The sequence below is a fragment of the Streptomyces sp. NPDC037290 genome, from assembly GCF_055603245.1.
Genome location: NZ_JBVJVZ010000009.1, coordinates 91,791 through 110,484 on the forward strand (window position 1 = coordinate 91,791; position 18,694 = coordinate 110,484).

Annotated in this window: 16 protein-coding genes; 2 read left to right on the plus strand and 14 right to left on the minus strand. The window is 72.5% G+C overall.

Annotated elements, in window-relative coordinates; genetic code table 11:
• Positions 1 to 201: 201 nt before the first annotated feature.
• The 8 genes from ACZ7HQ_RS28390 to infC form a co-directional block, all read right to left on the minus strand.
• Positions 202 to 1,275: a PP2C family protein-serine/threonine phosphatase gene (locus ACZ7HQ_RS28390; RefSeq protein WP_470995572.1), complete on the minus strand. Its 1,074-nt coding sequence runs from the start codon at positions 1,273 to 1,275 to the stop codon at positions 202 to 204.
• Positions 1,276 to 1,462: 187 nt separating this feature from the next.
• Positions 1,463 to 3,985, minus strand: a complete 2,523-nt coding sequence (gene pheT / locus ACZ7HQ_RS28395; RefSeq protein WP_470995575.1) for a phenylalanine--tRNA ligase subunit beta — start codon at positions 3,983 to 3,985, stop codon at positions 1,463 to 1,465.
• Positions 3,985 to 5,106, minus strand: coding sequence for a phenylalanine--tRNA ligase subunit alpha (gene pheS / locus ACZ7HQ_RS28400; RefSeq protein WP_470995578.1), 1,122 nt, complete (start codon positions 5,104 to 5,106; stop codon positions 3,985 to 3,987). Before pheS ends, pheT begins: the two co-directional genes overlap by 1 nt.
• Before the next feature lie 136 nt (positions 5,107 to 5,242).
• On the minus strand, positions 5,243 to 6,376 hold the full coding sequence (locus ACZ7HQ_RS28405; protein ID WP_470995581.1) for a sensor histidine kinase: 1,134 nt from the start codon (positions 6,374 to 6,376) through the stop codon (positions 5,243 to 5,245).
• A 50-nt stretch (positions 6,377 to 6,426) separates the two neighbouring features.
• Positions 6,427 to 7,281 (minus strand): TrmH family RNA methyltransferase, encoded by an 855-nt coding sequence (locus ACZ7HQ_RS28410; RefSeq protein ID WP_470995584.1) that lies wholly within the window; start codon positions 7,279 to 7,281, stop codon positions 6,427 to 6,429.
• A 195-nt stretch (positions 7,282 to 7,476) separates the two neighbouring features.
• Positions 7,477 to 7,860 carry a 50S ribosomal protein L20 gene (gene rplT, locus ACZ7HQ_RS28415; protein WP_006141703.1) on the minus strand — a complete coding sequence of 128 codons (384 nt, stop codon included), beginning with the start codon at positions 7,858 to 7,860 and terminating at the stop codon, positions 7,477 to 7,479.
• A 95-nt stretch (positions 7,861 to 7,955) separates the two neighbouring features.
• Positions 7,956 to 8,150, minus strand: a complete 195-nt coding sequence (gene rpmI, locus ACZ7HQ_RS28420; RefSeq protein ID WP_004933563.1) for a 50S ribosomal protein L35 — start codon at positions 8,148 to 8,150, stop codon at positions 7,956 to 7,958.
• A 111-nt stretch (positions 8,151 to 8,261) separates the two neighbouring features.
• Positions 8,262 to 8,924: a translation initiation factor IF-3 gene (gene infC / locus ACZ7HQ_RS28425; protein ID WP_470995588.1), complete on the minus strand. Its 663-nt coding sequence runs from the start codon at positions 8,922 to 8,924 to the stop codon at positions 8,262 to 8,264.
• A gap of 356 nt (positions 8,925 to 9,280) precedes the next feature.
• Between infC and ACZ7HQ_RS28430 the strand changes: the two genes are divergently transcribed.
• Entirely contained in the window at positions 9,281 to 9,637 is a 357-nt protein-coding gene (locus ACZ7HQ_RS28430; RefSeq protein ID WP_470995590.1) for a DUF1844 domain-containing protein, read from the plus strand.
• Positions 9,638 to 9,652: 15 nt separating this feature from the next.
• Here ACZ7HQ_RS28430 and ACZ7HQ_RS28435 read toward each other — a convergent pair whose 3' ends face one another.
• The 3 genes from ACZ7HQ_RS28435 to ACZ7HQ_RS28445 form a co-directional block, all read right to left on the minus strand.
• Positions 9,653 to 10,384: an SseB family protein gene (locus tag ACZ7HQ_RS28435; protein ID WP_470995592.1), complete on the minus strand. Its 732-nt coding sequence runs from the start codon at positions 10,382 to 10,384 to the stop codon at positions 9,653 to 9,655.
• Between the two features lie 222 nt (positions 10,385 to 10,606).
• The gene (gene mycP / locus ACZ7HQ_RS28440; RefSeq protein WP_470995594.1) at positions 10,607 to 11,794 is read right to left on the minus strand and encodes a type VII secretion-associated serine protease mycosin; all 1,188 of its coding nucleotides are present in this window, start codon (positions 11,792 to 11,794) and stop codon (positions 10,607 to 10,609) included.
• Positions 11,791 to 12,999 (minus strand): hypothetical protein, encoded by a 1,209-nt coding sequence (locus tag ACZ7HQ_RS28445; protein ID WP_470995596.1) that lies wholly within the window; start codon positions 12,997 to 12,999, stop codon positions 11,791 to 11,793. Before ACZ7HQ_RS28445 ends, mycP begins: the two co-directional genes overlap by 4 nt.
• 841 nt (positions 13,000 to 13,840) lie before the next feature.
• Between ACZ7HQ_RS28445 and ACZ7HQ_RS28450 the strand changes: the two genes are divergently transcribed.
• Entirely contained in the window at positions 13,841 to 15,043 is a 1,203-nt protein-coding gene (locus ACZ7HQ_RS28450; protein WP_470995598.1) for an amino acid deaminase/aldolase, read from the plus strand.
• Between the two features lie 11 nt (positions 15,044 to 15,054).
• On the opposite strand, the gene ACZ7HQ_RS28455 is transcribed toward ACZ7HQ_RS28450, so the two are convergent.
• The 3 genes from ACZ7HQ_RS28455 to ACZ7HQ_RS28465 are packed head-to-tail and all read right to left on the minus strand — an operon-like array spanning position 15,055 to position 18,598.
• Positions 15,055 to 15,837 carry a 3-oxoacyl-ACP reductase gene (locus ACZ7HQ_RS28455; RefSeq protein WP_470995600.1) on the minus strand — a complete coding sequence of 261 codons (783 nt, stop codon included), beginning with the start codon at positions 15,835 to 15,837 and terminating at the stop codon, positions 15,055 to 15,057.
• Entirely contained in the window at positions 15,834 to 17,222 is a 1,389-nt protein-coding gene (locus ACZ7HQ_RS28460; RefSeq protein ID WP_470995602.1) for an aldehyde dehydrogenase family protein, read from the minus strand. The genes ACZ7HQ_RS28455 and ACZ7HQ_RS28460 overlap by 4 nt, the downstream gene beginning before the upstream one ends.
• An 11-nt stretch (positions 17,223 to 17,233) precedes the next feature.
• Positions 17,234 to 18,598 carry a glutamine synthetase family protein gene (locus tag ACZ7HQ_RS28465; RefSeq protein WP_470995604.1) on the minus strand — a complete coding sequence of 455 codons (1,365 nt, stop codon included), beginning with the start codon at positions 18,596 to 18,598 and terminating at the stop codon, positions 17,234 to 17,236.
• Positions 18,599 to 18,694 lie beyond the last annotated feature (96 nt).

An 18,694-nucleotide genomic window follows, 5' to 3' on the forward strand; every position in this document is an offset into this window, starting at 1 on the left:
AGTGGCCTGGTGCGGTTCAGCGTAGTGGCTCCGCCTTCACACGGGGTGTGAACGGAGTGCTCGCATCCGCGCTGTACACGCGGTGTCGCTCAGCGTGTTCAGCCGGTTGACTGAGGGTCCTCGCAAGAGGTTGGCCAAGCCGCCGGCTCCCCCTCGAAATGCGGCGGCTTGGCCGGGCGGAGGGCGACCCCGGGTGTGCTGCTAGCGGTGCGTCGTCGGCTGCGGGTCCGTGGGGGCCCGTCGCGCGGTGCCCCGCGCCCCCGGTGGGTTCGGCCGCGCCTTGGCCCGGTCGTTCCGCAGGACCAGCAGTGCGATGTCATCCGCGGGTCTGCCGGACGTGTGGTGCAGGAGCGCCGTGAACAGGGTGCGCAGGACCGCCTGAGGGGAGGCCGGCTGGTCCCGTACGGACTCGCTCAGCGTCGCCGGCAGCGAGAAGAACCGCCCCTGGCTGTCCCTCGCGTCCTCCACGCCGTCCGTGAAGAGGACCAGGGACTCACTCCTCGACAGACGACCGCAGGCCTGGACCTCCAGCTCGGCCGGGAGCGGGAACGGGCCCAGCGGCGGGAGCGGATCGGCACGCGTCAACGGCTCGACCCGCGCGCCGCTGATCCGGTACGGCCAGGGATGACCACAGTTCAGGGCCCGCAGGCCGCCCTCCCTGTCGATCTCCAGGAGCAGGACGGTGACGAACTCCTCGGCGACCGGGTGGTCGGGGTCCGGGCCGCCGTGCGCGGGGTGTTCGGCGCGGGCGCGGTCACGCAGGTGCCGGGCGAGGGCGCGCTCCAGCCGGCGCAGGACGTCGCCGAGTTCGGCCTCGTCGTGGGCCGCCTCGCGGAAGCTGCCGAGTACGGCGGCGACCGTACCGAGAGCCGCGAGACCGTGCCCGCGTACGTCCCCCATCACCACCCGCACCCCGTGCTCGGTGGCGATCGCCTCGTACAGGTCGCCGCCGACGCACGCGCCCCGCTCCGCGGACAGCTGGGCGGCGGCGAGGAGCAGTCCGTCGAGGCGTGGCGGCAGCGGACGCAGGACGACGCTCTGCGCGACCCGCGCCACCCGGCGGGCCTGCCGCAGCTCCCGCAGCAGCGCGCGGCGGACGTGGAGTATCAGCCCGACACCGACGGCAAAGAACACGGCGCTGGTGACGATGCGCGCGCCGAGCCCGTTCTGCTGCGCGAGCGGACAGCCGTACTTGTAGCCGACCGCCAGGGCTCCCCAGGCCAGGCTCAGTACGGCTCCCCGCGCGGTGGGTGCCCGCGCCTTGATGCGGATCATGACTCTGGTCCCCCATGTGGGCCCTGACAGAGCAGACGGACCGGCCCCGAAAGGCCGGTCCGATTCTGTCGACGCCATGGCACGGAAGGACCAGATCGCCCCCCATTCCCACCCGAACGAGTGAGAACACCGAGGCCAACCTGCATTTATGCGGCTGACGGCGAGGACGAGCGCCCCGACGGGGCGACTAGCCGCGAAGCACCGCTCCCGTCCGCTCGCCCGCGAGGGCGACTGCCGCATCCCGAGCAGCCGACGCCTCGTCCACCGTCAGCGTCCGGTCACCCGCGCGGAAGCGCAACGCATACGCCAGCGACTTCTTCCCGTCCCCCAGCTGCTCCGCGTTCTCGTACACGTCGAACAGCCGGATGGACTCCAGAAGCTCACCGGCGCCTTCCCGCAGCGCCGCCTCGACCTCGGCGGCCGGAACGGGCAGGTCGACCACGAGGGCGACATCCTGCGTCGCGACCGGGAACGTGGAGATCCGCGGCGCCTGCGGAGCACCGTCGCCCGCCGCCTCCACCGCGTCCAGGTTCAGCTCCGCCGCACAGGTGCGCTCGGGCAGCCCCAGGGACTTCACGACACGCGGGTGCAGTTCTCCCGCGTGGCCCACGACCGTCTCCGCGCCGTCGGCGAGAACCACCAGCTCGGCGCAGCGGCCGGGGTGCCAGGGACCGTACTGTCCCTTGCGCACGACCAGCTCGGCACCGGCCTCGCGTGCGACGGCACGCGCCGCCTCGACGGCGTCGGCCCACCCGGCCGGACGGCCCTTGCCCCACCAGCCGGCCCGCTCGCGGGCGCCGGTGAGGACGACGGCCACGTGCCGCGGCTGCTCGGGCAGCACGGCGTTCAGCCCGGCGAGCTCGTCATCGGTGGGACGCCGGTCGACGGGCAGGTGCCCGGCGACACCCTGCGCCTCGCGGGGGTGGAACACCAGCCCGGTCTCGAACAGCGCCAGGTCGTGCGAGCCCCGCCCGTCGTTGCGCCGCAGGGCACCGAGCAGACCCGGCAGCAGCGTCGTACGCAGCGCGGGCTCCTCGTCGCTGAGCGGGTTGACCAGCTTGACGACACGGCGGGCCGGGTCGTCGGGCTCCAGACCGAGCTGGTCGAAGACCTGCTCGCTGACGAAGGGGTAGTTCGGCGCCTCGACGTACCCCGCTCCGGCCAGCGCGCGGCCGACCCGGCGGTGCAGCCGCTGGCGGTGGGTCAGGCCACGGCCCGAGGGGAGCTTGGGCAGCGTGGAGGGCAGGTTCTCGTAGCCCTCGAGGCGGATGACCTCTTCGGCCACGTCGTTCGGGTCGGCCAGGTCGGGGCGCCAGGACGGGACGGTGACGATCAGTTCGTCCTGCCCGTACACGTCGCAGCCGACCTCCTGGAGGCGGCGGACGACCGTCTCACGGCCGTAGTCGACGCCCGCCACCTTGTCCGGGTGGTTGGCCGGCAGGGTGATGGTGTGCGGGGCCGAGGGTGCGACGACCTCGGTGACACCGGCCTCGGCCGTGCCGCCCGCGAGCAGCACCAGCAGGTCCACGGTGCGCTGCGCGGCGGCCGCGGCGGCCTGCGGGTCGACGCCGCGCTCGAAGCGGCGGGACGCCTCGGACAGCAGCTTGTGCCGGCGCGCCGTGCGGGCGATGGAGACGGCGTCGAAGTGGGCCGCCTCGATCACCACGTCGGTCGTGCCGTTGACCCCGTCCTCGGTGACCTCGTGGTCGGCGATCTCCGTGTTGGCGCCGCCCATCACGCCGGCGAGGCCGATCGGGCCGCGGTCGTCGGTGATGACCAGGTCCTCGGCGTGCAGCCTCCGCTCCACGCCGTCGAGGGTGACGAGCTTCTCGCCCTCCCGGGCGCGGCGCACCCCGATGGTGCCCTGGACCAGGGACCGGTCGTAGGCGTGCAGCGGCTGGCCCAGCTCCATCATCACGTAGTTCGTGACGTCGACGGCGAGCGAGATCGGGCGCATGCCGACCTTCTGCAGCCGGCGCTGCAGCCAGATCGGGGAACGGGCCTCGGGGCGCAGGCCGGTGACCGTCCGGGCGGTGAAGCGGTCGCAGCCGAACGGCTCGGAGACCTGCACCGGGTAGCCGAAGGCGTTCGGGGCCGGTACGTCGATCAGGGCCGGGTCGCGCAGCGGCAGTCCGTAGGCGATGGCGGTCTCGCGTGCGACGCCGCGGATGGACAGGCAGTCACCGCGGTTGGCGGTGACGGCGATGTCCAGGACCTCGTCCACGAGCTCCAGCAGCTCGATGGCGTCCTTGCCGACCTCGGTCTCCGGCGGCAGCACGATGATGCCGTGGGTGCCGTCGTCGCCCATGCCCAGCTCGTCGGTGGAGCAGATCATGCCGTGGGACGTCTTGCCGTAGGTCTTGCGGGCGGCGATGGAGAAGCCGCCGGGCAGCGTGGCGCCGGGCAGGACCACGACGACCTTGTCGCCGACCTGGAAGTTGCGGGCGCCGCAGACGATCTCCTGGGGCTCACCGGTGCCGTTGGCCTGGCCGACGTCGACGGTGCAGAAGCGGATCGGCTTCTTGAAGCCCTCCAGCTCCTCGATGGTCAGCACCTGGCCGACGACCAGCGGGCCCTTGAGGTCGGCGCCGAGCTGTTCGACGGTCTCGACCTCCAGGCCGGCCGAGACGAGCTTCTCCTGGACGTCACGGCCGGTTTCCGTCGCCGGCAGGTCGACGTACTCCCGCAGCCAAGAAAGCGGGACCCGCATCAGATCTCCATCCCGAACGGCCGGGTGAACCGGACGTCACCCTCGACCATGTCTCGCATGTCCTCGACGTTGTGGCGGAACATCAGCATCCGCTCGATGCCGAACCCGAACGCGAAGCCGCTGTACTTCTCCGGGTCGACGCCGCAGGCGGTGAGCACCCGCGGGTTGACCATGCCGCAGCCGCCCAGCTCGATCCAGCCCTCGCTGGAGCAGGTGCGGCAGGGCCGGTCGGGGTTGCCGACGGACTCGCCCTTGCAGACGTAGCAGAGCATGTCCATCTCGGCGCTCGGCTCGGTGAAGGGGAAGAAGTTCGGCCGCAGCCGGGTCTTCATGCCCTCGCCGAACAGGGACTGGACCATGTGGTCCAGGGTGCCCTTGAGGTCGGCCATGGTCAGGCCCTCGTCCACGGCGAGCAGCTCGACCTGGCGGAAGACCGGGGTGTGCGTGGCGTCCAGCTCGTCGGTGCGGTAGACGACGCCGGGGCAGATCACGTAGACCGGCAGCTCGCGCTCCAGCAGCGAGCGGACCTGCACCGGCGAGGTGTGTGTGCGCAGCACGACGCCGGACTCGGTGCCACCGTCCGGGCCCTGCACGAAGAAGGTGTCGGCCTCGCCGCGGGCCGGGTGGTCCGGGCCGATGTTCAGGGCGTCGAAGTTGAACCACTCCGCCTCGGCCTGCGGGCCCTCGGCCACCTCGTAGCCCATGGCCACGAAGATGTCCTCGATGCGGTCCGAGAGCGTGGTCAGCGGATGCCGGGCACCGGCCGGGACGCGGTCGTAGGGCAGCGTGACGTCGACGTCCTCCTCCACCAGCACGCGGGCGTCGCGCTCGGCCTCCAGCTCGGCCTGGCGGGCGGCGAGGGCCTTGTTCACGGCGCCGCGGGCCATGCCGACGCGTTTGCCGGCCTCGGCCTTGGCGTGCGGGGGCAGGGCGCCGATCTCGCGGTTGGCGAGGGCCAGCGGGGAGGCCGGGCCGGTCTGCGCGATCTTGGCCTCGTGGAGCGCGTCGAGGGAGCTCGCGGCGGCGAAGGCGGCGAGCGCCTCGTCCCGCATGCGCTCGATCTCTTCCGGTTTCAACGCCTCGACCTCGACTGGGTCGTACGACTTATTGGGTGCCGACATCTCTTCCCGTGCTTCCGATTGGCTGGCGGATGGTCCCCGTCACCGGCTCGTGGACAGTGCGTCATGGTCTTCGGGACACAAAGGTGCCAAAGGTCGAGTCTAACGGGGCTGAGGTAGACGAAGAGCCCGTGGGCCGTCAGGCGAGATACGCCGGGACCGCCACGGGCAACGTAAATCGGAACTCGGCGCCGCCGCCGGGGGCGCGGCCGACCGTGATGGTGCCGCCGTGGGCCTCGACGATGCCCTTGACGATGTACAGCCCAAGTCCCGTGCCACCGCGCTTGCTGCCCCGCCAGAAGCGGGTGAAGACGCGGTTCATGGATTCCTCCGGGATGCCGGGCCCCTCGTCGCTCACGGTGACCGAGGTGCCGGTTTCCTCGCCCTCGCGCGGGGATGCGCAGGGCGTGACGTCAATGGTGACGGTTCCGTCGCCGTGCCGCACGGCATTTTCGATCAGGTTGCTGAGCACCTGGTCGATCTTGTCGGGGTCGGCCCACAGGGCGGGCAGCGGCTGTTCGATGCGCAGCAGGAAGCGGCCCGCGGACTGGCCGGCGGCGACGTAGGCCTGGATGTGCCGGGAGACGGCGGCCCCGATGTCGACCGGCTGGCGGCGCACCTCCAAGCGCCCGGAGTCGATCCGCGAGATGTCGAGCAGCTCGGCGATGAGCCGGGTCACGCGGTCGGCGTCGGCGTCGACGGTCTCCAGCATCAGCCGCTTCTGGTCGTCGGTGAAGCGTTCCCACTTGGCGAGGAGCGTGGCCGTGAAGCCCTTCACGGAGGTGAGCGGCGAGCGCAGTTCATGGGCGACCGTCGCGATCAGTTCGGCATGGCTGCGCTCGGTGCGGCGGCGGGCCTCGGTGTCCCGCAGTGAGACGAGGACCTGCCGCACCGGCCCGAGGGGTTCGGCCCGCACGTACCTGGCCGAGACGAGGATCTCCCGGCCGCCGGGCAGCAGCAGGTTGCGCTCCGGCTGCCGCGTCCGGATCGCGAGCCCGCCGTAGGGGTCGGTGAGCTGCCACCAGCGGCGGCCCTCCAGATCCTCCAACGGCAGCGCCTTCTCCAGGGGCTGCCCGAGGGCGTCGGCGGCGCGTTGCGTGGTGATGCGGGCGGCGGCGGCGTTGAAGCAGACCACGCGGCCGTGCTCGTCGGCGACGACGAGGCCGTCGGGCAGCTGGTCGGGGTTCAGGCCCGTGTGATCGCCCTGCCGGGGCACGGGCGTGCGCCGCGCGTCCCGGCCCTCCGGCGCGGCGCTCGTGCCGGCCACACTCATCCCCGTACCCCACCTCTCAGACGGCGCAGGGCCCCGAGCTGGTCACCCTACTAGCTCTCGGTGACGGAGCGGCACCCTCCGGAGGCGCGCTGTGCACGGGCCGATGCGTAGAGACATACGGCGGCGGCCGTGGCGAGGTTCAGGCTCTCCGCCCTGCCGTGGATGGGCACGCGGACCACGGCGTCGGCGAGCGCACGGGTCTCCTCGGGGAGCCCCCAGGCCTCGTTGCCGAACACCCAGGCGGTGGGTCCCCCCATGGTCCCCTTGTCGAGTTCGCCGTCGAGGTCGTCGGTCCCCGCGCCGTCGGCGGCAAGGATCCGCACCCCGGCGTCCTTCAGCCCCTCGACGGCCCGCTCGACGGGGACGCCCACGGCGACCGGCAGATGGAAGTGGGAGCCCACCGAGGCGCGTACGGCCTTGGGGTTGTACAGGTCGACGGAGGCGTCGGTGAGGATCACGGCCTCGGCGCCCGCGGCGTCGGCACACCGCAGGACGGTCCCGGCGTTCCCGGGGTCGCGCACGTGGGCGAGCACGGCGACGAGCCTGGGCCGGGCGGCGAGGATCTGCTCGAAGGGCGTGTCGAGGAAGCGGCACACACCGACGAGCCCCTGCGGCGTGACGGTGGTGGAGATGTCGGCGATCACCTCCTCGGACGCGAGATGCACCCGGGCGCCCGCGTCCCGCGCGGCCCCGACGATGTCGGCGTACCGCTCCGCGGCCTCGACGGTGGCGAACAGCTCGACGAGGGTGGGCGTGCCGTCGACCCGATGCCCGGCCGCCTCCCGGACGGCCTGCGGCCCCTCCGCGAGGAACAGCCGGTCCTTGCCCCGGAAGTTCCGCTTGGCCAGCCGCCGGGCGGCGGCGACGCGTGCGGAGCGGGGGGAGATCAGCTCGGGGCTGGGCATCCTGTTCTTCACCTTCGAGGAAGTCTTCACTTTGTGGTGCCGGCAGGGTGAGCGCCCCCAGGGGCGCGGGGAACTGCGCGACCGGCCACGACGCACCCGCAGGCGACGACCGCCGATGGCCCCCCAACAGCAGGACCCGCAAGCCATACAGCCTGCGGGTCCTTCAGTGAGCGTCGGCCGAAAGCCGGCGCGGCGTCACGCAGCCTTGGGCGCGTTGACGTCCGACGGCAGCGCCTTCTGCGCGACCTCGACGAGCGCGGCGAACGCGTTGGCGTCGTTCACGGCCAGCTCGGCCAGGATCTTGCGGTCGACCTCGACGTTCGCGGCCTTCAGACCCTGGATGAAGCGGTTGTAGGTGATGCCGTTGGCGCGGGCAGCGGCGTTGATGCGCTGGATCCACAGCTGACGGAAGTCGCCCTTGCGCTTCTTGCGGTCGTTGTAGTTGTAGACCAGCGAGTGGGTGACCTGCTCCTTGGCCTTGCGGTACAGGCGCGAGCGCTGACCGCGGTAGCCGGAAGCCTGCTCGAGGATCGCCCGGCGCTTCTTGTGGGCGTTGACTGCCCGCTTGACGCGTGCCACTTGTTAACTCCTTGTAGCGGGGTCGTGGGGGTACTCACACGACCCGGAATCGATTCGGTCCCGGTCCAGACGCACGGCGCTCAGGCGCCGCCGCGTCACTTGCCGAGAAGCTTCTTGATCTTCGCGGCGTCGCCCGGGGCCATCTCGGCGTTGCCGGTGAGGCGACGCGTGACGCGGGACGACTTGTGCTCGAGCAGGTGGCGCTTGCCGGCGCGCTCGCGGAGCACCTTGCCGGAGCCGGTGACCTTGAAGCGCTTGCTGGCACCGCTGTGCGACTTGTTCTTCGGCATAGCGCCGTTCTCTCCTCGTCGGTGGCGCTCCGGTGCCCGGTCGTGAAACCGGGCACGGTGGAGCGTCGTTCTTCTTTCGGTTACATCCTCGGGGACGTGAGTCCCCCGGGATCACGCCTCGGCAGGCTCCTCGGCGGGCGCCTCAGCCTCGGCAGGGTTCTGCGACTTGCCGGGGTTCGCCTTCGCGTCGGCCTTGCGGGCCTCCTGCGCCTGACGGGCCTCGGCCATCGCCTCGGTCTTCTTCTTGTGCGGACCGAGAACCATGATCATGTTCCGGCCGTCCTGCTTCGGGTTCGACTCGACGAAACCGAGGTCCTGGACGTCCTCCGCGAGACGCTGCAGCAGTCGGTAGCCCAGCTCGGGCCGGGACTGCTCGCGACCACGGAACATGATCGTGATCTTGACCTTGTCGCCCTGCTTGAGGAACCGGACGACGTGACCCTTCTTGGTGTCATAGTCGTGCGGGTCGATCTTCGGCCGGAGCTTCATCTCCTTGATGACCGTGTGCGCCTGGTTCTTGCGCGCCTCACGGGCCTTCATGGCCGACTCGTACTTGAACTTCCCGTAGTCCATGAGCTTGCACACGGGCGGACGGGCGTTCGCCGCGACCTCGACCAGGTCCAGGTCGTACTCCTGCGCAAGCTCCAGTGCCTTCGCGAGCGGCACGATGCCGACCTGCTCGCCACTGGGACCGACAAGTCGCACCTCGGGAACGCGAATCCGGTCGTTGATGCGGGGCTCGGCGCTGATGGATCCTCCTCGGTAGCACCACACGGCGGTCTGGCGGACAGCCGCGTAACGTCTTTGTTCGTAAGACCTAACCGCGCCGACGCACAAAAAATGCCCCGGACGATCACAGGCGGGGCTCCAATGGCTACCGGAGCACCGCCGCGGTGACCGCGGGGCGCAGTTCGGGCGACTCCATCGTCCGTACGGAACGATGGTGGCCGCCTGACCGGGTGACCCGCCGTCCCCAAGGACGGTCAGGTGGGAGATCGGAGCCTCCACTTGTGGGCTGGCCCGCTCTGTTGTTCACAGGGCTGTCCAGCCGGTCGTCACACAAGGTTAGCAGGACCGCTGGGGAAGGGCTAATCGAAGGGCGTGAGCGTCCACCGCTTATCGTGTGGGGCATGAGTGAGACCCCTCCTGAGAACCCCGACTTCGACGCGATGACCCGGGACATCGCCGAGGTCCCCGCCGTCGAGGTGATCGTGACGGTCGCCGTCAACCTGATGAGCGCCGCCGCCGTCAAGCTCGGGCTGAGCGAGGAGGGCGAGAAGTACAAGGACCTGGACGAGGCCCGCAAGCTGATCACCGCGCTCGCCGGTCTGCTGGACGCGAGCGTGACCGAGATCAGCTCCTTCCACGCCGCCCCGCTGCGCGACGGCCTGAAGTCGCTGCAGCTGGCGTTCCGCGAGGCGTCGATCGTCCCAGACGAGCCGGGCCAGGGGCCGGGCGAGAAGTACACCGGCGCGGTCTACGGCTGAGCCGTCCCGCGGAAGCTATCCCTTCACGTACAGGGGCTCGCCCGGAGGCGTGGTCCCGGCCGGCAGCAGTGCCAGGTCGAGGCCGCGCACCAGGCGGGCCCTCAGTGTTTCGTCGGCGGCGAGCCGTCCGGCGACCGCACGGGCGGCCTCGGCGGGCGCCGCGGCCGGGTCCAGGACGAGGGCGAGGGTGCCGTCGGCCTGTCCGGGCCCGAGGTGGGCACGCAGCACGGCGGGCTCCGCCGCCACGGCCGTACGCACCGCCTCGATCACCGCCGGGTCGGCGAGCGGGTCGGTGCTGGTGCGGCCCTCGGCGAGGGCGAGCAGCGCCGGGCCGGTCAGCTCGAAGGGCACCGGTCCCGCGAGGTCCAGCACGACCGTGTCGGCCTTCTCGTGGGCGGCGGCCTGGAGCGCCTGGTGCAGGGGTACGGCGACCGGGCGGGCCTCCGGGTCCCAGCGGGCGAGGGAGTCGGTGGAGGTGAAGGCGGGCAGGGCGGTGCGCCGGCCGGCCTTCAGGGTGGGTACGGCCATGTCGCTGGTCTTCTCGCGACGCAGCCCGTTCTCGTCCTCCTCCACCTCACCGAGCACGGCGACGACGGGAACGAGCAGGCGGGCGCCCTTCAGCGCCTCGAGGACGGGCCCGAGGGCGCTGCGGTCCTCGGCCCAGGCGGCCAGCGCGGCGCTCAGCCGGGGGTCGACGGAGCCGTCGTCGTCGGAGAAGCCGGGGTCGGGAATGTTCTTGTTCGCCACGGTCACCGACCCTATAGGCACGTCATCGGCCCTGAGGACGGGAGCCTTCACAGAAGTCTCAGCGTTCCCTGAGCCCCGTCCCATGTGCGTCCAACGGGGCGCACCCCGCAGGTCCGGCGATGTACCGGATCTCCGGGTAGCGCCGCGAGGCACCCCGCAGCAGCTGCCCGGGTCGGGACGGCCGCGCAGCGGGAGATACAGCCGGGCACTCCCCGGACGCCCTCAGGCCGTCGCCCTGCGGCCCCGCCACAGAACGACGCCCGCCACCAGGAGGACCCCGCCGGCGCCGCCGGCCAGCGGGCCCGCCCAGTCGGAGGTGGAGGAGGTGGCTCTGAGGCCGTCCGGACCGGCACCGAAGTACTTCTCGCCGTACGACGTCGCACGCAGGCTCTGCGGCCTCAGGCGGCCGGCCGCCTTCAGCGCCGCCGCCGGGTCGATCATGCCGAAGCCGCGGGAGTCGTCCCGGCCGCCGACCGGTGCGTCCCGGGCCGTGTCCTCCAGGAGCGTCTTGATCTGGGCCGGGCTCAGGTCCGGGTGGGCGGCCTTGATCAGCGCGGCCGCGCCGGAGACGAAGGCGGACGCGGCCGAGGTGCCCCAGCCCTCGTAGTACTTGTGGTCGGGATCGGCGATGACCACGCCCACGCCGGGCGCGCTGACCGCCGCGTACCAGCGGCGGGTCGAGAAGGAGGCGCGGGTGCCGAAGCGGTCGACGGCGGTCGCGGCGATGACACCGGGGTAGGCGGCCGGGTAGGAGACGTGGTCGCCCTTGTCGCCGCCGTTGCCCGCGGAGGCCACGACCACCACGCCCTTCTTCAGGGCGTACTGCACGGCCTCGTCCTCGCTCGGCTCGGGGTGCGCGGAGTTCGAGTCGTCACCGAGGGAGAGGTTGATGACGTCGGCGCCGTGGTCGGCGGCCCAGCGGATGCCGTCGGCAAGGGCGCTGCCACGGCTGGTACGGGCCTTGGCGCGGGCGGGGTCGCCGTCCTCCAGGATCACGCGCACCGGCAGGATCTTTGCCTCGGGAGCGACGCCCATCACTCCGGCGGTGTCGCCCGGGCCGTGGCCGTGCCCGGCGATGATGCCGGCCATGGCCGTGCCGTGCCGGGCCCAGGTGCGGTCGCCGGGCCCCGCGCCGAAGCCGATCATGTCCTTGGCGGGCAGGACGTTGCCGGCGAGGTCGGGGTGGTCGGCCTCGACGCCGGTGTCCAGGACGGCGACGGTGACACCGCGGCCCTTGGTGGTCTGCCACGCCTCGTCCAGGTTCAGTGCCGACAGGGCCCACTGCTGGGCGCGGATGCCGTCGGCGTGGGCCGCGGTGGACGGCAGCAGGGCGAGGGCACCGGCGAGCAGCAGGCCGGCCGCCGCCCTGGTGCGGTCCACGCGGCGGTGGCCGCATATCGATCGCCTCATGAAGGTTGCTCCGTGGCCGTGCCGATGCTCTGGCGCAGGCGCCGCTCGATGCGGTCGGCCAGGCCCTGGGCCTCGTTGCCGAGACCGGCCTGGGCCGGTGCGGTGGTGGCACCCGCGCCGACCGCGTCGGCGGCGGGCTGGGGCGCGTCGACGCCGCGGCCGTCGGCCCAGCCGGAGACGGCGTAGGCGACGACGGGCGCGTCGGTGAGGACGGAGATGGTCCAGGAGGCGCGCTGCCGGTCGCCGAAGCCGGCCGCGGCGGTGCCCTTGGCCGCGTACGGGCGGGGCATCAGATCGGTGCGCCGGTCCAGGCGCTCGGTGCGGAAGCGGTGGGCGAGCGCGGACATCGCGGCGGGGTCGGCTTTCGTGAACAGCAGGCCGACGGTGGTGACGTAGCTCTGGGTGGCGTCGGTGTAGGTGACGCGCAGCAGCCGCTGGCAGCCGACGGGGGCGAGGACCTTCCGCAGCAGCGGGTCGAAGGCGTGGGCGCAGCCGCTGTCCGGGGCCACGGCGATCCTGGTCCAGGTGCGGTCGGCGCCGCCGGGTCCGGCACCGGTGCCCTGGACCACGGTCGGGAACAGCTGGTCGACGGGCACGTTGCGCCAGAGCGTCCCGGCGGTGGCGAAGTGGTCGCCGGACGCGTCGTCCCCGTCCTCGCCGGTGAGCCAACTCCCGGTCACGGCACCGCCGATGAGACCGAGGCCCAGCACGAGACAGGCGGCGGCCACGGCGGTGCGGCGCCCCACCGGATGCCGGGCCGGCTCGGTGAACGCCTCGGGCTCGGCGAACGACACGAAGGGCCGCGCGGCCGCACCGGAATTCCAGGACAGCGCCGGGTCCGGCCCCGCCGGTCCCGTGGACCGTGCCGGGTCGACGGGGTGGGCGGGCGCCAGGGGACTCCAGGCACCCGTCCCCGTGGAGCCACGGGGAGAGGTCGCGGCGGCGCCACGGCGCTCACCACGGCGCGCGGCGGGCAAGGGCGCGGCGCCCGAACCCCTGGGTTCCGCGGAGTCGGTGACCGGCCGGAGCCGGGTCGTGGTCTCCGAAGCGGTGATCGGCCGCAGCCGGGTCGTCGTCTCGGTGGAGGACTCCGCCGGCTCCCGTCCCAGGCGGCGGGCCGCACGCGCCGTACTCGGTGGCGCGTCGGGGAACCGGGCCGAGGCCGGCGGCGGAGGCGGGCTCACGGGCTCGGTGCCCTCGGGCACGACGGGGGACCGCCTGCCCGCACCGGCAGCGCCCCCGAAGGTCTCGTCCGAGGGCCGCCCCGCGCGCACGGACCGCCCGGCGGACGGCCGACCGGCACCCCCCGGGCCGGACGGCCGGTCCTCGGGCGCGCCGCCACCGGCGGAGGACGAGCCGCTGCCCCCGGACCGCCCAGCGGAAACCGAACCCTCCCCCGCAGAACCAGCCCTGGCCGAGCCACTCGCACGCCCCGGGCCACCGGCCGGGGACACACCGTCACCCGCGGACGCCCGGGCAGAAGCGGAGCTCTCCCCCGAGCCGTCGCGCGTGGCATCGGGGGCCGTGGACCGGTTCTGCCGCGCCGCGGTCCCGGCGGGCGGGCGGGGCGGCCGGGGGGTGAAGACCGACGGCTCGTCGTCGGAGTCCTCGGGGTGTGCCGTGTGGGGCGCGCGGGGCGGAGGCAGGTGGGGCGGCGCCGTCGGCCGCGGGGGTGTGTCCTGCGCGGGCGGCTGGGCGCTGGTGCCGGCCGGGCGGCCGGGCGGAGTCGAGGGGCGCGGAGGGACCGGGGCGTGGCGCGCTTCCGTGCTCATGCACCCCCCGTTTCCTCGTGCCCGGGCCGTCCTCACGTACGCGGGCCGCTGCGCTGCTCGGCCGCACCCGGTGCGGAAGCTCCGTTCCGGGCACGCATACCCGTACGGCCGGACCGGCATCCCGGTTCAGGTGAAGCGGCCGGAGGCGTTCCGTCGTACGTGCGCGTCACTCTACGGGTTGTCCGGGCCGGAATCAGAACCAGTCCGGGCCGCCGGGGTATCTGCCCGGAACGTCCCCCTACCCTGCGGTAATCCTGTCTGGCAGGCTTCCGTCATGACTGCGCGTGCCGCTGATCGGGCCCGTTACGACCGGGCCACCGCCCATCTCGACGCCCCTTACGCGATCGTGGACCTGGACGCCTTCGACGCCAACGCGGCCGATCTCGTCCGCCGTGCCGCCGGCAAGCCGGTCCGGGTCGCCAGCAAGTCCGTGCGCTGCCGTGCCCTGCTGGAGCGGGTCCTGGCCAGGGACGGCTTCCGGGGCATCATGTCGTTCACCCTCGCCGAGTCGCTGTGGCTCGCGCGTTCCGGGTTCGACGACGTCCTGCTCGCCTATCCGTCCGCCGACCGGGCCGGTTTCGCGGAGCTGACCGCCGATCCCAAGCTCGCCGGTGCGGTGACCGTGATGGTGGACGATCCGGCGCACCTCGACGTGATCGACGCCGCACGTGACGGCGGACGCGAAGAGGTGCGTGTCTGCCTGGAGTTGGACACCTCGCTGAAGCTGCTCGGAGGGCGGGTCCGGGTCGGGGCGCGCCGTTCTCCGCTGCACTCCCCCGGCCAACTCGCCGAGCTGGCCCGCTCGGTGGCCCGGCGGCCGGGCTTCCGGCTGGTCGGCGTCATGGCGTACGAAGGGCACATCGCGGGCGTCGGGGACGCGGTGGCCGCACGGCCGCTGCGGTCCCGGGCCATCCGGCTGATGCAGGCGGCCGCCCGACGGGAACTGGCCGAACGGCGGGCGGCGGTCGTGCGCGCGGTACGGGCCGTCGTCCCCGGCCTGGAGTTCGTCAACGGCGGCGGCACGGGCAGTGTGCAGCACACCGCCGCCGAGGACGCCGTGACGGAGGTAGCGGCCGGTTCGGGGCTGTACGTGCCCCGGCTCTTCGACAACTACACGTCGTTCAGCGGCCGTCCGGCGGCCCTGTTCGCCCAGCCCGTCGTACGGCGGCCGGGGGTCGGGGTCGTCACCGTGCTGGGCGGTGGCTATCCGGCCTCCGGCGCCGCCGGCCCGGACCGGCTGCCGGTGCCGTACCTGCCGCAGGGGCTGAGGTACGACCCCCAGGAAGGTCCCGGCGAGGTGCAGACGCCGCTGCTCGGCTCGCCCGCCGACGACCTCCTCATCGGCGACAAGGTGTGGTTCCGGCACGCCAAGGCGGGCGAGCTGTGCGAGCGGTTCGACGCCCTCCACCTGATCGAGGGGGACACGGTCACCGCGACCGTGCCCACCTACCGCGGTGAGGGGCGCACGTTCCTCTGACGGGGTGCGTCCTACAGCGGCGTGACGTACGCGCCCGCGATGCCGCCGTCCACCAGGAAGTCGGTGGCGTTGACGAAGGAGGAGTCGTCGCTGGCCAGGAAGGCGACGGCGGCGGCGATCTCCTCGGCCTCGGCGAACCGGCCGACCGGGATGTGCACCAGGCGGCGCGCCGCCCGCTCCGGGTCCTTGGCGAACAGCTCCTGCAGCAGCGGGGTGTTGACCGGGCCCGGGCACAGGGCGTTGACCCGGATGCCCTCCCGCGCGAACTGCACGCCCAGCTCCCGGGACATGGCGAGGACGCCACCCTTGGAGGCGGTGTACGAGATCTGTGACGTCGCCGCTCCCATCCTCGCCACGAAGGACGCCGTGTTGATGATGGAGCCCTTGCCCTGGCGGCGCATGTAGGGGATGGCGGCCTTGCAGCACAGGTAGACGGAGGTGAGGTTGACCTCCTGGACCCGCTTCCAGGCCTCCAGGCCGGTCTCCAGGATGGAGTCGTCGTCGGGCGGCGAGATGCCGGCGTTGTTGAAGGCGACGTCGACACTGCCGTAGGTGTCGTACGCCGTCCTGAACAGCGCCTCGACCTGCTCGGGGTCGGTGACGTCGACCTTCACGAAGAGCCCGCCGACCTCGTCGGCGACGGCCTTGCCGCGGGCCTCGTCCACGTCGGCGCAGACCACGTGGGCGCCTTCGGAGGCGAGCCGGCGGGCGGTGGCGAGGCCGATGCCGCTGCCGGCTCCGGTGACGACGGCGGTACGGCCGACCAGGCGGCGGCAAACAGATTCTGCGGTCACTGTGCGGGGCCCTCCGTGCTGGGGGAGACGTTGCTGATGAAGACGTTCTTGGTCTCGGTGAAGGCGGTCAGGGCGTCGGGGCCGAGTTCACGGCCGAGGCCGGACTGCTTGTAGCCGCCGAACGGGGTCCAGTAGCGGACGCTGGAGTGGGAGTTGACGGACAAGTTGCCGGCGCGCACGGCCTGGGAGACGCGCAGGGCGCGGCCGAGGTCCCGGGTCCACAGGGAGCCGGAGAGGCCGTAGGGGGTGTCGTTGGCGAGGCGGATCGCGTCCTCCTCGTCGGTGAAGGGGAGCAGGACGGCGACGGGTCCGAAGATCTCCTCGCGGGCTGCCGGGCTGTCGTGCCGCTCGCCGGTGAGGACCGTCGGCGGGAACCAGAAGCCGGGGCCGTCGGGGGCGTTGCCGCGCAGCGCGGGGGCGCCCTCGGGAACGTACGACCGTACGCGGTCCAGCTGTTGACCGGAGATCAGGGGGCCCATCTGCGTCTTCTCGTCGGCCGGGTCGCCCACGACGACGGCGGCGAGGGCGTCGGCGAGGAACGCGCGGGCCTCATCCAGCACCGTCTCCTGGACGAGGATGCGGGTGCGGGCGCAGCAGTCCTGGCCGGAGTTGTCCAGGAAGGAGAAGGGGTCGAGGGCGGTGGTGAGGTCGGCGTCGGCGAAGACGATGTTGGGGCTCTTGCCGCCGAGTTCGAGGGTGACCGGCTTGACCAGGCGGGCGCAGCGCTCCATGACCTCGCGGCCGGTGCGGGTGGAGCCCGTGAACACGATCTTCGCGACGTCCGGGTGGTCGACCAGGGCGCGTCCGGCGGTGTGGCCGTACCCGGGCAGCACCTGGAAGACGTGCTCGGGCAGGCCCGCCTGGAGGGCGAGCTCGGCGAGGCGGAGCGCGGTGAGCGGGGTGGTCTCGGCGGGCTTGAGGACGACCGCGTTGCCGGCCGCGAGCGCCGGGAAGGAGCCCCAGGCGGCGATCGGCATGGGGAAGTTCCAGGGCGCGATCACGCCCACCACGCCCAGGGGTTCCTGGAAGGTGACGTTCCAGCCGCCGGGCACCGGGATCTGCTTGCCGAGCAGGCGCTCCGCCCCACCGGCCGCGTACAGCAGCAGGTCACGGGCGTTGCCGGCCTCCCAGCGGGCGTTGCCGACGGTGTGGCCGGCCTCGCGGACCTCCAGCTGGGCGAGTTCCTCGAGGTGCGCGTCGACGGTGTCGGCGAAGCGGCGCAGCAGCCGGGCCCGGTCGGCGGGGGCGAGGGCGGCCCACCCGGTCTGGGCGCGCGCGGCCCGTGCGACGGCGGCGGCCACGTCCTCCGCGCTCGCGGCGGGGACCGTGGCGACGACCTCTTCCGTGGCGGGGTTGAGGACCTTCAACTCTGCTGAGTCGGACACGGATTGACCTTTCACAGGCGTTCGAAGGAGCGGCGCAGCTCCCAGTCGGTGACCGCGGCGTCGAAGGCCTCCAGCTCGACGCGCGCCATGTTGCGGTAGTGCGCGACGACCTCGTCACCGAAGGCAGCCTTGGCGATGGGGCTGTTCTCCCACAGCTCTGCGGCCTCGCGCAGAGTCGTCGGCACGTGCTCGAAGCCCGCGGTGTAGGCGTTGCCGGGGCAGGGCTCGGGCAGCTCCAGCTTCTGCTCGATGCCGTACAGGCCGGCCGCGACGAGTCCGGCGACGGCCAGGTACGGGTTGACGTCCCCGCCGGGCAGGCGGTTCTCGAAGCGCAGGGAGCGGCCGTGGCCGACCACGCGCAGGGCGCAGGTGCGGTTGTCGTGGCCCCAGGCGACGGCGGTGGGGGCGAAGGAGCCCGGCTGGAACCGCTTGTAGGAGTTGATGTTGGGGGCGTAGAGGAGCGAGAAGTCACGCAGGGCGGCGAGCTGTCCGGCGAGGAAGTGCCGCATGACGTCCGACATGCCGCCTTCGCCGTCCCCCGCCATGGCGTTGTTGCCGTCGCTGTCGGCGAGCGAGAGGTGGATGTGACAGGAGTTGCCCTCGCGCTCGTTGTACTTGGCCATGAAGGTGATCGAGACGCCGTCCTGGGCCGCGATCTCCTTGGCGCCGGTCTTGTAGAGGGCGTGCTGGTCGCAGGTGACGAGGGCCTCGTCGTAGCGGAAGGCGATCTCGTGCTGGCCGGGGTTGCACTCGCCCTTGGCGGACTCGACGGTGAGGCCGGCGCCGGCCATGTCGTTGCGCAGCCGGCGCAGCAGGGGCTCGATGCGGCCGGTGCCGAGGATGGAGTAGTCGATGTTGTACTGGTTGGCGGGGGTCAGGCCCCGGTAGCCCGCGTCCCAGGCCTGTTCGTAGCTGTCCTTGAAGACGATGAACTCCAGCTCGGTGCCCACCTGGGCGGTGTAGCCGAGATCGGCGAGTCGCTCCAGCTGGCGGCGCAGGATCTGGCGGGGAGCGGCGACGACCGGGGAGCCGTCGTTCCACGCGAGGTCCGCGACGAGCAGGGCGGTGCCCGGGTGCCAGGGGATGCGGCGCAGGGTGGTGAGGTCCGGGTGCATGGCGAAGTCGCCGTAGCCGCGCTCCCAGGACGACATCGCATAGCCGTCGACGGTGTTCATCTCGGTGTCGACGGCGAGGAGGTAGTTGCAGCCCTCGGTGCCGTGGTGCAGGACCTCGTCGAGGAAGAAGCGGGCGGCGAACCGCTTGCCCTGGAGACGCCCTTGCATATCGGGGAAGGCCAGGACGACAGTGTCGATCTCACCGCTCGCGACGAGGGCGTGCAGTTCCTCGACGCTGAGCGGGGGTGTGCGGTCTGCCACGGGAGAGCCTCCTTCGGCGCCTTCGCGCTTTTTCGGCCGGGCCGGGAGCCATAAGGTATTGCTCAGAACCATTGCTTGGGAAGGGGGTACGGCCGG

Coding starts and splice junctions, on each gene's coding strand:
- ACZ7HQ_RS28430 (WP_470995590.1), top strand. CDS start 9,281: ATGAGTGAGACCCCTCCTGAGAACCCCGACTTCGACGCGATGACCCGG.
- ACZ7HQ_RS28410 (WP_470995584.1), bottom strand. CDS start 7,281: ATGCCCAGCCCCGAGCTGATCTCCCCCCGCTCCGCACGCGTCGCCGCC.
- rpmI (WP_004933563.1), bottom strand. CDS start 8,150: ATGCCGAAGAACAAGTCGCACAGCGGTGCCAGCAAGCGCTTCAAGGTC.
- mycP (WP_470995594.1), bottom strand. CDS start 11,794: ATGAGGCGATCGATATGCGGCCACCGCCGCGTGGACCGCACCAGGGCG.
- ACZ7HQ_RS28450 (WP_470995598.1), top strand. CDS start 13,841: ATGACTGCGCGTGCCGCTGATCGGGCCCGTTACGACCGGGCCACCGCC.
- ACZ7HQ_RS28405 (WP_470995581.1), bottom strand. CDS start 6,376: ATGAGTGTGGCCGGCACGAGCGCCGCGCCGGAGGGCCGGGACGCGCGG.
- pheT (WP_470995575.1), bottom strand. CDS start 3,985: ATGCGGGTCCCGCTTTCTTGGCTGCGGGAGTACGTCGACCTGCCGGCG.
- ACZ7HQ_RS28390 (WP_470995572.1), bottom strand. CDS start 1,275: ATGATCCGCATCAAGGCGCGGGCACCCACCGCGCGGGGAGCCGTACTG.
- pheS (WP_470995578.1), bottom strand. CDS start 5,106: ATGTCGGCACCCAATAAGTCGTACGACCCAGTCGAGGTCGAGGCGTTG.